The organism is Variovorax frigidus, assembly GCF_051216515.1.
Taxonomy (GTDB): domain Bacteria; phylum Pseudomonadota; class Gammaproteobacteria; order Burkholderiales; family Burkholderiaceae_C; genus Variovorax.
This window is the reverse complement of sequence record NZ_JBPJZF010000010.1, coordinates 134,694-146,151: the sequence shown is the minus strand read 5'-3', so window position 1 is coordinate 146,151 and position 11,458 is coordinate 134,694. Positions and strand designations below refer to the sequence as shown.

Here is an 11,458-nt window from a genome sequence, read left to right as displayed (position 1 = left end):
CTGCCCCCCACCATGAAAAACCGATACCTGCCCTTTCTTTGCGCCTTGACCGTGCTCGGCAGCACAGCGTTCGCGCAGAGCGCCGCGCCCTCCGAACAGCAAGCCGGAACGGTCAAGTCCGTGCGTGGCGACGTGCAGCTGCTCGGTTCCAGCGGCGCGGCGCGGCCGGCCACGCCGGGCGATGCGCTGTCGCCCATCGACCGCATCGTGACCGGACCGGACTCGGCCGCCAGCGTGGTGCTGCGCGACGGAACCACCATGGTGCTCGGTCCCTCGTCGCGGCTGGACGTGAAGGAATTCCATTTCAATGCCACCACCCACGACGGCGGCCTGCTGGTCTCGCTGCTGCGCGGCTCGATGCGCATGATCACCGGCCTGATCGGCAAGTCCCACCCCGACGCCATCCGCGTCGAAACCCAGACCGCGACCATCGGCATTCGCGGCACCGACTTCATCGTGCAGGCAGATTCCCAACCGTGATTTCTTCTCGTCTCCTTGCCGCGCTCGCGCTGAGTCTTCTGCTCGCCGCCTGCACCGCGCCCGCCACCCGCGTCGTGCTGCTCCCACAGGACGACGGCTCGGCGTCAGCGGTCATCGTCAGCGCCAACGGCGGCCAGGAAACGCTCAACAGACCCTATGCACGGGCCACCGCGGCCCGCGGCGCCACCGGCGCGCCGGTCGTCGACCAGGCCGACCCGGCCAAGGTCGCCGCCGAGAACCGCAGCCTGTTCGAGCTCAGGCCGCCGAGCCCGCAGCGCTACACGGTGTTCTTCGACCTGGGCGGGACGGCCCTGGCCGGCGACTCCCAGTCCACACTGACCGAGGCGCTGGCCGCGGCTCTGACCCGCAGCGGCGGCGAGATCGTGGTCACGGGCCACACCGACACCGTCGGCTCGATCGAGCAGAACGACGACCTGTCGCGCCGGCGCGCCCAACAGGTGCGCCAGATGCTGGCAGACCGCGGCTTTCCGATCGCCCGAATCCTGGCCATCGGCCGCGGTGAACGCGAACTGTCGGTGCAGACCTCCGACGAGACCGTGGAACCGCGCAACCGGCGCGTGACGATCGAAGTGCGCTGAGGAAGAAGAAGAAGAAGAAGAAGAAGAAGCGCGCCGCGCTTCCTGCTCAGCCCAGCAGCACGCGCGCGAACTTGCGCTTGCCGACCTGCACCACGTAGCTGCCGGCCTCGAGCTTGAGGCCCTTGTCGGCGATCACCACCGAATCGACGCGCACGCCGCCCCCGTCGATCAGCCGATTGCCCTCGGAGGTCGACGCCGCGAGCCCGGCCTGCTTGAGCAACTGGGCGATGCCCAACGGCGCCCCCGACAGGCTCAGCTCCGGAATCTCGTCCGGCACGCCGCCCTTGCTGCGGTTCACGAAATCCTGCTCGGCCGCATCGGCGGCGGCCGCGTCATGGAAGCGCGCGGTGATTTCCTTGGCCAGCGCGACCTTGGCGTCCTTGGGGTTGCGTCCGCCGGCGATCTCGGCCTTGAGCGCCTCGATCTCGGCCAGCGAGCGGAAACTCAGCAGCGTGTACCAGCGCCACATCAGGTCGTCGGAAATCGACAGCACCTTGGCGAACATGCTGTTGGCCGGCTCGGTCAGTCCGATGTAGTTGTTCTTGCTCTTGGACATCTTCTCGACGCCGTCGAGCCCTTCGAGGAGCGGCATAGTGAGTATGCACTGCGGCTCCTGGCCGTATTCCTGTTGGAGATGACGCCCGACCAGCAAGTTGAACTTCTGGTCGGTTCCGCCCAGCTCGAGGTCGCTCTTGAGCGCCACCGAATCGTAGCCCTGCATCAGCGGGTAGAGGAATTCGTGCACCGAGATGGACTGGCCGGCTTTGAAACGCTTGGTAAAGTCGTCGCGTTCCATCATCCGGGCCACCGTGTACTTGGCGGCCAGCTGGATCATGCCGCGCGCGCCCAGCGGGTCGCTCCACTCGGAGTTGTAGCGGATCTCGGTCTTCGACGGGTCCAGCACCAGGCTGGCCTGGCGGTAGTAGGTCTGGGCGTTGGCCTCGATCTGCTCGCGGGTCAGCGGCGGCCGGGTGCTGTTGCGGCCGGAAGGGTCGCCGATGGTGGTGGTGAAGTCGCCGATCAGGAAGATGACCGTGTGGCCCAGATCCTGCAACTGACGCATCTTGTTCAGGACCACCGTATGACCGATGTGAATGTCCGGCGCCGTCGGATCCAGCCCCAATTTGATGCGCAGCGGCGTTCCGGTCGCTTCGGCACGCTGCAGTTTGCGCACCCATTCGTCCTGGGGCAGAAGCTCATCGACGCCGCGCAGCGACACTTCGAGCGCGCGTCTTACAGCATCGGAAAGGGGTTGGGTTGTAACAAGCTCGGGCTTCATTGGGACTTTTTGGCAGTTTGGCGCATCGCCGAAGCTATACTCAGCCCGACTTTCCACAAGCGTCGGATTCTAAGCGGCGCTTTCTTCGGCACCGTCCTACAGACGTGTACTGCAAGCGGTGCACCGAGGACCTGCCGAACCGACACAGGGCTCTAGACGTTGATCCACGCCATTCTCGCCGCCGAGGAGTTGCTCGCTTCCCGCGTGGCCCATACGTTTCGCACGTACCCCAAACAGATCGCCGGCGCCATCGGTGCGCTGCTGCTGTGCGCGGGTGGCGGTGCTTTCGCCGTGGCCTCGCTCGGTCCCGACGTGGCCGACCTGCCTGTTCAACAGGTCCTCGAAGCCGTCAAGCCGCTGGCTGCCGACGACCAGGTCGAGGCGCTCGACAGCCACGACTTCACCCTCTTCCGCACCGAACTCACGCGTTCGAGCGACACCATCGAGGCGCTGCTCAAGCGCCTGGGCATCGCCGACCCGGCGGCTGCGGCCTTCGTGCGCGGCAATGCGGAGGCGCGCGCCGCGCTGCTCAACCGCACCGGCCGCACCGTCACCGCCGAAGCGGCCCGTGACAACACGCTGCAGCGCCTGAGCGCCCGCTGGATCCCCGACGGCGACGGCGCCTTCAAGCGGCTGGTGGTCGTGCGCGGTGCCAAGGGCTTCAGCGTGCGCACCGAGGTCGACCAACTGACGGCCGCGAGCCGCCTGGCCAGCGGCGTGGTGCGCAGCTCGCTGTTCGCCGCCACCGACGAGGCCCGCATCCCCGATGCCGTGGCCAGCCAGCTGGCCGACATCTTCTCGAACGACATCGACTTCCGCTCGCTGCGCAAGGGCGACCGTTTCGCCGTGGTGTACGAAACCTTCGAGGCCGACGGCCAGTCGCTGCGCAGCGGCCGGGTCCTGTCGGCGGAATTCGAGAACAACGGCAAGACCCACCAGGCGCTCTGGTTCCAGGAACCCGGCAAGAAGGGCGGCTACTACCGCCCCAACGGCGACAGCCTGGTGCGCTCCTACCTGGCCTCGCCGGTCGAGTTCTCGCGCATCTCCAGCGGTTTCGCGATGCGCATGCACCCGATCATGAACAGCTGGCGCCAGCACAACGGCATCGACTTCGCCGCGCCCACGGGCACGGCGGTGCGCGCCGTCGGCGACGGCACGGTGGAATTCGCCGGCCGCCAGAACGGCTACGGCAACATCATCATCCTCAAGCACCGAAACAACCAGCAGACGGTCTACGCCCATCTGAGCCGCATCGACGTCAAGGTCGGCCAAAGCGTGAACCAGAGCCAGTTCATCGGCGCGGTCGGCTCGACCGGCTGGGCCACCGGCCCGCACCTGCACTTCGAATTCCGCGTCAACGGCCAGTACACCAACCCGGCCAACATCGCGCAGCAGGACGGCGGCACGCCGGTCACCGCCTCGGCACGCCCGGCCTTCAACCGGCTGGCGATCGCCACGCGCATGGAGCTGTCCGCGGCCTTCTCGGTTGTGCAGGCCAGCGCCGAATAAGGCCCGCCATACTCGGCATCGGGCATGGCTGAACGCTTCATCGGCCTGATGTCGGGCACCTCGCTCGACGGGGTCGACGGCGTGCTGGCCGCGTTCTCAAAAGCAGGCCAGGTCACGGTCGTCGGCCACGCCACGGCCGATTTCCCGCCCGCGCTGCGCGCGGAGCTGCTGGCCCTCAACACCGCCGGCGACAACGAGCTTCATCGCGCCGCGCTGGCAGCGAACGGCCTGGTCGGCGTCTATGCCGGGGTGGTCCGTCAACTGCTGGCGGACACGGGCCTTGTGGCCGTAGACATCACCGCCATCGGCGCCCACGGCCAGACCGTGCGCCACCGGCCCGGCGAGTTCGACGGCCTCGGCTACACACTGCAACTCGACAATCCCGCGCTGCTGGCCGAGCTGAGCGGCATCGACGTGGTGGCCGACTTCCGCCGCCGCGACGTCGCGGCCGGCGGCCAGGGCGCGCCGCTGGTGCCGGCCTTCCACCGCGCGGTCTTCGGCCGCGACGACCGGGCCGTCGGCGTGCTCAACCTCGGCGGCATCGCCAATCTGAGTGTGCTGCCCGCCGCGGAGGCGCACGGCACGGTGCTGGGCTTCGATTGCGGCCCCGGCAACGCGCTGATGGACCATTGGTGCCTGGCCCACACGGGCCAGCCTTTCGACGCGAGCGGCCGCTGGGCCGCGAGCGGCCAGGTGCTGCCGACGCTGCTGGCCAGGCTGCGCGCCGATCCCTTCTTCGCCACGGTGCCGCCCAAGAGCACGGGCCGCGACCTGTTCCACCCGGCCTGGCTGGCGGCGCGGCTCGGCGACGACGCCGACGCACCGGCCGACGTGCAGGCCACGCTTGCCGAACTCACGGCCAGCGCCTGCGCCGACGACTTACGTCGCTACGGCACCGATGCCCGCGAACTGGTGGTCTGCGGCGGCGGCGCGCTCAACACGCATCTGATGGCACGGTTGGCAGCCTTGCTGCCGGGTGTGGAAGTGGTGTCGTCGGCCGAACGCGGGCTGCCGCCGCAGCAGGTCGAGGCCGCGGCCTTCGCCTGGCTGGCACGGGCCATGGTGCACCGCGCGCCTGGCAACCTGTCCAGCGCGACCGGCGCGCGGGGCGAACGCGTGCTGGGCGCGCTCTACCCGGCCTGATCGATCAGCCCTGGCCCGAGACCTCGGGCTGCGCCGGCTGCACCGCTCGCGCTTCGGGCGGAAGATGCCAGAAGATCATGGCCGAAGCCAGCGTGATGAGCCCCATGGTGGCGAATGTCGCCTGAAAGGCGTGCAATGTCGCCACCGGGGCCTGGGTGCCGAACATGCCGGTGTAGCCGCCGAGCACCGAACTCGCGGCCGCCACGCCCAGGCTCATCGCCAGCATCTGCACCATCGACAGCAGGCTGTTGCCGCTGCTGGCCATGCTGCCGTCGAGGTCGCGCAGCGTCACCGTGTTCATTGCGGTGAACTGCAGCGAATTGACCGCGCCGAAAAACAGCAGCTGCAACACGTGCACCACCAGCGGCTGCCCCGGCGCGGCGAAGCCGAAGGTGGCCATCGCGACGCCGACCAGGGCGGTGTTCACGACCAGCACGCGGCGGTAGCCGAAATGCGTGATCAGCGGCGTGGTGAAGCGCTTCATCGCCATCCCGGCCAGCGCGATGGGCAGCATCATCAGACCCGCCTGCAGCGGCGAGTAGCCCATCGACACCTGCAGCAGAAGCGGCAGCAGGAAGGGCATGCAACTGCTGCCCAGGCGCGAGAACAGGTTGCCCAGCAACCCGATGCTCAGCGTGGGCACCTTGAACAGCGAGGGGGAGAACAGCGGCGCCGGCTCGCGCGCGGCGCGCAGCCAGTAGGCCGTGAGGCTGGCGAAGCCGAACACCAGCAGCACGAAGACGCTGACCTGGCGCAGGCCGAGTTCGGCCACGCCGTCGAGAGCCAGCGAGATGCTCACCATGCCCAGCGCCAGCATCGCGTAGCCCGCCGCATCGAAGCGCTGCAGCACCGCGCCGCGCAGGTCCGGCATGTAACGCAGCGTGGCGATGCAGCCCAGCAGGCCGACCGGCACGTTGATCAGGAAGATCCAGTGCCAGGAGGCGTACTGCACCAGCCATCCGCCCAGCGTCGGACCCAGCAGCGGCCCGATCAGGCCCGGGATCGCGACGAAGCTCATGGCCTGCAGGAACTCGCTGCGCGGCACGGTGCGCAGCAGCGACAGCCGCCCCACGGGCAGCAGCAACGCGCCGCCCAGGCCCTGCACCACGCGCGACGCCACCAGCTGCCCCAGGCTCTGCGACAGCGCGCAGGCCACCGAGCCCAGCACGAACAGCACGATGGCCGAGAAGAAGATCCGGCGTGTGCCGAAACGGTCGGCGATCCAGCCCGAGGCCGGGATCAGCATCGCCATCGTCAGCGAATAAGCCACCACCACCGACTGCATGCGCAACGGGCTCTCGCCCAGGCTCGCGGCCATGGCCGGCAGGGCCGTGTTGATGATGGTCGCGTCCAGCGTCTGCATGAAGAAGCCGACCGCGACCAGCCACAGGAGGCTCTTGCGAGCCGAGATCTCAGAAGCCATGGAAAAGAAGGAGGGGGCAACGACAGGCAACAAAAAACCGCCCTGAGGCGGTTTGTCGGGAGATCGGGGAAGTCAGACGCAAGGCCGGCTCCCTCGTGATCGCAGGTTCAGGCCGAGAAGCTCGAGCCGCAGCCGCAGGTGCTGGTGGCGTTCGGGTTCTTGATCACGAACTGGGCACCCTGGAGGTCTTCCTTGTAGTCGATCTCGGCGCCGACCAGGTACTGGTAGCTCATGGCATCGATCAACAGCGACACGCCGTTCTTGGTCATGGTCGTGTCGTCTTCGTTGGTGATCTCGTCGAAGGTGAAGCCGTACTGGAAGCCGGAGCAGCCGCCGCCTTGCACGAACACCCGCAGCTTGAGTTCGGGATTGCCTTCCTCGGCGATCAGATCGGCCACCTTGGCTGCCGCGCTGTCGGTGAAGACGATCGGCTCGGGCATCTGGGTGGGGGTCTGGATGGTTTCGGCAACAGCGCTCATGTGCGGGACTCCTGTGGGGGGTGGGCCGAACGTGCGGCCAATGAGGGGATGCTACTGCAAGCAGCAAAAAGCCGCCCAGAGGGCGGCTTTCGCAATGTGCCAAGTGCGGATATTCGCGTCGCGAGCCGCTGCAGGGCAAGGCGCAAACCGGAGCCGGACTCGCGTCCGGTGAGGATTTGCAACGCCGCCCTGCAGTGGCGCAGCAGCGAAGATCAGCGCTTGGAGAATTGCTTGCGGCGACGGGCGGAGTGCAGACCGACCTTCTTACGCTCGACTTCACGCGCATCGCGCGTCACGAAGCCAGCCTGGCTCAACACCGGCTTGAGCGTCGCGTCGTAGTCGATCAGGGCACGGGTGATGCCGTGGCGCGCAGCGCCGGCTTGACCCGATTCGCCGCCACCGGCCACGTTGATCATGATGTCGAAAGCTTCGACGTTGTTCGTCAGGAACAGCGGCTGCTTCGCGATCATGATGGACGTTTCGCGGCCGAAGTAGGCCTGGATGTCCTTGCCATTGACCGTGATCTTGCCGGTGCCTTTTTTCATGAACACACGGGCGACGCTGGATTTGCGACGGCCGGTTCCATTGTTCCATTCACCAATCATCTCAAGGCTCCTTAGAGTTCCAGCACTTTAGGCTGTTGGGCGGTATGCGGGTGCTCAGCGCCACCGTACACCTTGAGTTTCTTGATCATCGCGTAGCCAAGCGGACCCTTGGGCAGCATGCCCTTGACGGCCTTTTCCAGGGCACGGCCCGGGAACTTGGATTGCATGTCGCGGAAGTTGGTGGCACTGATGCCGCCCGGGTAGCCCGAGTGACGGTAGTACACCTTGTCGATCGACTTGGCGCCAGTGACGCGCAGTTGCGCGGCATTGATGATGACGATGTAGTCACCGGTATCGACGTGAGGCGTGTAAATGGCCTTGTGTTTGCCGCGCAAACGGAGAGCAACTTCGCTGGCTACTCGTCCGAGGACCTTGTCGGTCGCGTCAATCACAAACCACTCGTGCGTCACGTCAGCGGGCTTGGCGCTGAACGTTTTGGTCATGAGTTTTTCTCTTCAAAAGAGGGTTTGGCGAGCCCTTTTCCACGGTCGGCGTTCCTCTGATGGGAATCTCTTAGGTGGCTTGCACGCCCGCAAATCGGAAGATGCGCGGGGAATATGCCTTCGCCGCGGGGCTACAAAAACGCTGCGAAGCCCTCGATTATACGAAGAATCAAGGACTTGGAGCAACCTTGGCCCCGGGTGCGGGTACGATCGACCCCTATGTTCAGTTACCGCCACGCCTTCCACGCCGGCAACCACGCCGACGTGCTCAAGCACACGGTGCTGATTGCCACGCTCGACCACATGCTGGAAAAAGACGCGGCACTCACCGTTGTCGACACCCACGCCGGCGCCGGCCTGTACCGCCTCGACGGCGACTACGCCGACACCAGCGGCGAAGCCAGCCAGGGCGTGCTGCGCCTGCTGGCGCCACCGCCGCCCGCGGCCCCGCCGAAAAAGGGCGCCCCGCCCAAGGTCGATGCACCGTTGGCCGGCGCGATCGCGCGCTACCTCGAGGTGATCAGCGACTTCAACCCCAAGGGCGGCGCCAAGATCTACCCGGGCTCGCCGTTCATCACGCAGCACCTGATGCGCGACCACGACCGGCTCAAGCTGTTCGAACTGCACCCGACCGACGGCCGCACGCTCGCGGCCAACATCGCCCAGCTCGATGCCGGGCGCCAGATCACCGTGCTGAACGAAGACGGTTTCGGCAGCGCCACCAAGTTCCTGCCGCCGCCTTCACGCCGCGCGCTGGTGCTGTGCGACCCGAGCTACGAGATCAAGAGCGACTACGCCCGCGTGCTCGACTTCGTCGACGGCGCGCTCAAGCGCTTCGCGACCGGCACCTACGCGGTCTGGTACCCGATCATCCCGCGGCCCGAGGCGCACGACCTGCCGCGCCGGCTCAAGACGATGGCGACCAAGGCCGGCAAGTCGTGGCTGCACGCCACGCTGACGGTCAAGTCGAGCAAGATCACGACGACGCCCGCAGGCGAGACGCGCCGCCCGGGCCTGCCGGCGAGCGGCATGTTCCTGATCAACCCGCCCTACACGCTCAAGGCGCAGATGACGGCCGCATTGCCGCAGCTGGTGGAGCGCCTGGGCCAGGACCGCAACGCGGCCTTCACGCTCGACGCCGGCGGCTGATCGCCAACTGAATCGCGCCTAGCGGCGGCGCCGCACCGGCACCTTGCGGGTGGCGCGGGCCACGGGCGCAGCCGCCTGCACCTCCGGCGCCGACTGCCGCAACGCCGTCACGTCGGCGACTTCGCCATTGCAGCGCATGCCCGGCTGGTCGACCACATGCAGCGCCACCTGCTTGATGCCCATGCTCAGCATGTCGAGCGTATCGGCCGCGGCACGGCTCAGGTCGATGATGCGGCCCGGCCCGAAGGGCCCGCGGTCGTTGATGCGCACCAGCACCTCGCGACCGTTGACCAGGCTGCGCACGCACACCACGGTGCCGAAGGGCAGCGTGCGATGCGCGGCGGTCATCGCGCCCATGTCGAAGCGCTCGCCGTTGGCGGTCCTGCGCATGTGGAAGCCGATGCCATACCAGGAAGCGCCACCGCGCTGGAAGATCGTGCGCGGGCCCTCGTCGCCCGGCACGCCGTCGTCGGGCATGAGTTCGTCCTGGCCCGAGACGGCCAGGTCGTAGCGCACCGACGGCACGTCCGAGCGAGGCGCCACGCCGGGCGGCACGGCCAATCCGGTGGGAAGCGGCTGCAGAGCGGCGTCGGGCGCCGTCTCGCCGACCGCAGGCTCGGCAGGTGCATCGGCGGGCGGCGGCACGGCGCAGGCCGTCACCATCAGCCCGGCCGCCAGGCTCAGCAGCGCCGCGCGCCAGGACCCGTGGCGCGCGCCGACACTCATGCGTCGAGCCCCAGCCCCAGTCGCTCCAGCAGGGCGAGCGTGGCCGTGGCCTGGTTCATCGTGTAGAAGTGCAATGCCGGCGCGCCCCCTGCGCAGAGGCGTTCGCACAGCTGCGCCACCGCATCGAGGCCGAAGGCCTTGATCGAGGCCGTGTCGTCGCCGTAGCTCTGCAGCCGCAGCCGGATCCAGCGCGGGATCTCGGCGCCGCAGGCATCCGAGAAGCGCATCAGCTGGGTCGAGCTGGTGATGGGCATCACGCCGGGCACGATCGGCGTGTCGATGCCCATGCGCCGTGCGTCATCGACGAAACGGAAATACGCATCGGCGTTGAAGAAGTACTGCGTGATGGCCGAATCGGCACCGGCCCTGGCCTTGGCGGCGAAAGCCTGCAGATCGGCCTCGGGCGAGCGGGCCTGCGGATGCACCTCGGGGTAGCAGGCCACCTCGATGTGGAAGTCGCGGCCCGTCTCCTCGCGGATGAAACCGACCAGGTCGCTCGCGTAGTGAAACTCGCCGCCTACGCCGTAGCCGCTGGGCAGGTCGCCGCGCAGGGCCACCAGCCGCTTCACGCCCATCGCCTTGAGTTCGGCCAGCTGCGTGCGCACCGTCGCCCGGGTCGCGCCGATGCAGGAGAAATGACTGGCCGCGTCCACGCCCTCGGCCAGGATCTCGCCCACCGCGGCGAAGGTGCCCGCGTGGGTCGAACCGCCTGCGCCGTAGGTCACGGAGCAGAACTCGGGCTGCATCGCATAGAGCTGCTGGCGCACGGCGCGCAGCTTGACCGCGCCCTCGGGCGTCTTGGTCGGGAAGAACTCAAAGCTCAGCGGAAGGCCCACGTGCGGCTCCTGGGTCGCCGTCCGCATGGACGGCATGAATGAAGAATTCGCGGTTGCCGTCGCCGCCGGCGATCGGGCTGTCGATCCAGCGCAGCACGCGCAGGCCGAGCGCGGCGCAGCTCTCGCGCAGCCGCTGCTCGACGATGGGGTACATCGTGTCGTCGCGCACGATGCCGCCCTTGCCCACCTGGCCCGGCTGCAGCTCGAACTGCGGCTTGACCAGCAGCAGCAGCTCGCCTTCGGCCGCTAGGAAAGGCACGACCGCGGGCAGCACCAGCGTGAGCGAGATGAAGGACAGGTCGGCGACGATCAGGTCGAAGTCCGTGCGTGCGACCTCTTCCGCCAGGTCGTCGACGACCAGCGCACGCGCATTGACCTTCTCGATGGCCGTCACGCGCTCGTCCTCTCGGATGCGCGCATGCAGCTGGCCATGGCCGACGTCGATGCCCACGACCTGCGCAGCGCCATGCTGCAGCAGGCAGTCGGTGAAACCGCCGGTCGACTGACCGACGTCGAGGCAATGCTTGCCCGTGGGATCGACGCCGGTGGCGCGCAACGCGCCTTCCAGCTTGAGCCCGCCGCGCGAGACATAGCGCGACTCCGCGGCATCGGCGAGCTCGAGCTCGGCCGATGCGGGGATTTCGTCGCGGTTCTTGCCCACGGTGCGCCATTCGGCGCCACTGCCGGCATCGCGCCAGCGCAACCCGCCCGCGATCAGGCGGACGGCCTGTGAACGCGAGGCCGCGAGGCCCCGCTCCACCAACAATTGATCAGCGCGCAAAACGTG

General features: G+C 67.8%; 13 protein-coding genes. 5 read left to right on the top strand and 8 right to left on the bottom strand.

Translation table 11 applies throughout. The annotated features are described in order from the left end of the window. Positions 1–12 precede the first annotated feature (12 nt). On the top strand, positions 13–480 hold the full coding sequence (locus ACSFBC_RS26625) for a FecR family protein (protein ID WP_435513338.1): 468 nt from the start codon (positions 13–15) through the stop codon (positions 478–480). Continuing rightward, a complete protein-coding gene (locus ACSFBC_RS26620; protein ID WP_435513337.1) occupies positions 477–1,079 on the top strand; it encodes an OmpA family protein in 603 nt (200 codons plus the stop codon). Before ACSFBC_RS26625 ends, ACSFBC_RS26620 begins: the two co-directional genes overlap by 4 nt. Before the next feature lie 46 nt (positions 1,080–1,125). Here ACSFBC_RS26620 and tyrS read toward each other — a convergent pair whose 3' ends face one another. Beyond that, positions 1,126–2,358 (bottom strand): tyrosine--tRNA ligase, encoded by a 1,233-nt coding sequence (tyrS, locus tag ACSFBC_RS26615; RefSeq protein ID WP_435513336.1) that lies wholly within the window; start codon positions 2,356–2,358, stop codon positions 1,126–1,128. 159 nt (positions 2,359–2,517) lie between these two features. On the opposite strand from tyrS, the gene ACSFBC_RS26610 reads away from it, so the two are divergent. After that, a complete protein-coding gene (locus ACSFBC_RS26610; protein WP_435513335.1) occupies positions 2,518–3,867 on the top strand; it encodes a peptidoglycan DD-metalloendopeptidase family protein in 1,350 nt (449 codons plus the stop codon). A 24-nt stretch (positions 3,868–3,891) separates the two neighbouring features. After that, positions 3,892–5,010, top strand: coding sequence for an anhydro-N-acetylmuramic acid kinase (locus tag ACSFBC_RS26605; protein WP_435513334.1), 1,119 nt, complete (start codon positions 3,892–3,894; stop codon positions 5,008–5,010). 4 nt (positions 5,011–5,014) lie between these two features. On the opposite strand, the gene mdtD is transcribed toward ACSFBC_RS26605, so the two are convergent. The 4 genes from mdtD to rplM form a co-directional block, all read right to left on the bottom strand. Further along, entirely contained in the window at positions 5,015–6,433 is a 1,419-nt protein-coding gene (gene mdtD / locus ACSFBC_RS26600) for a multidrug transporter subunit MdtD (protein ID WP_435513333.1), read from the bottom strand. 107 nt (positions 6,434–6,540) lie between these two features. Next, positions 6,541–6,912, bottom strand: coding sequence for an iron-sulfur cluster insertion protein ErpA (gene erpA, locus ACSFBC_RS26595; protein ID WP_183027375.1), 372 nt, complete (start codon positions 6,910–6,912; stop codon positions 6,541–6,543). 212 nt (positions 6,913–7,124) lie between these two features. Continuing rightward, a complete protein-coding gene (gene rpsI, locus ACSFBC_RS26590) occupies positions 7,125–7,517 on the bottom strand; it encodes a 30S ribosomal protein S9 (RefSeq protein WP_162569459.1) in 393 nt (130 codons plus the stop codon). 11 nt (positions 7,518–7,528) lie between these two features. Further along, positions 7,529–7,960 (bottom strand): 50S ribosomal protein L13, encoded by a 432-nt coding sequence (gene rplM / locus ACSFBC_RS26585; RefSeq protein ID WP_219213503.1) that lies wholly within the window; start codon positions 7,958–7,960, stop codon positions 7,529–7,531. 219 nt (positions 7,961–8,179) lie between these two features. On the opposite strand from rplM, the gene ACSFBC_RS26580 reads away from it, so the two are divergent. Then, positions 8,180–9,109 carry a 23S rRNA (adenine(2030)-N(6))-methyltransferase RlmJ gene (locus ACSFBC_RS26580; protein WP_435513332.1) on the top strand — a complete coding sequence of 310 codons (930 nt, stop codon included), beginning with the start codon at positions 8,180–8,182 and terminating at the stop codon, positions 9,107–9,109. A gap of 18 nt (positions 9,110–9,127) precedes the next feature. Here ACSFBC_RS26580 and ACSFBC_RS26575 read toward each other — a convergent pair whose 3' ends face one another. From ACSFBC_RS26575 to ACSFBC_RS26565, 3 genes are read right to left on the bottom strand one after another with little or no spacing between them, the layout of a single operon-like run. Continuing rightward, positions 9,128–9,835 carry a septal ring lytic transglycosylase RlpA family protein gene (locus tag ACSFBC_RS26575; protein ID WP_435513331.1) on the bottom strand — a complete coding sequence of 236 codons (708 nt, stop codon included), beginning with the start codon at positions 9,833–9,835 and terminating at the stop codon, positions 9,128–9,130. Continuing rightward, positions 9,832–10,698 carry a methylenetetrahydrofolate reductase [NAD(P)H] gene (gene metF / locus ACSFBC_RS26570; protein ID WP_435513330.1) on the bottom strand — a complete coding sequence of 289 codons (867 nt, stop codon included), beginning with the start codon at positions 10,696–10,698 and terminating at the stop codon, positions 9,832–9,834. The genes ACSFBC_RS26575 and metF overlap by 4 nt, the downstream gene beginning before the upstream one ends. After that, the gene (locus ACSFBC_RS26565) at positions 10,649–11,452 is read right to left on the bottom strand and encodes a TlyA family RNA methyltransferase (protein ID WP_435513329.1); all 804 of its coding nucleotides are present in this window, start codon (positions 11,450–11,452) and stop codon (positions 10,649–10,651) included. Before ACSFBC_RS26565 ends, metF begins: the two co-directional genes overlap by 50 nt. Positions 11,453–11,458 lie beyond the last annotated feature (6 nt).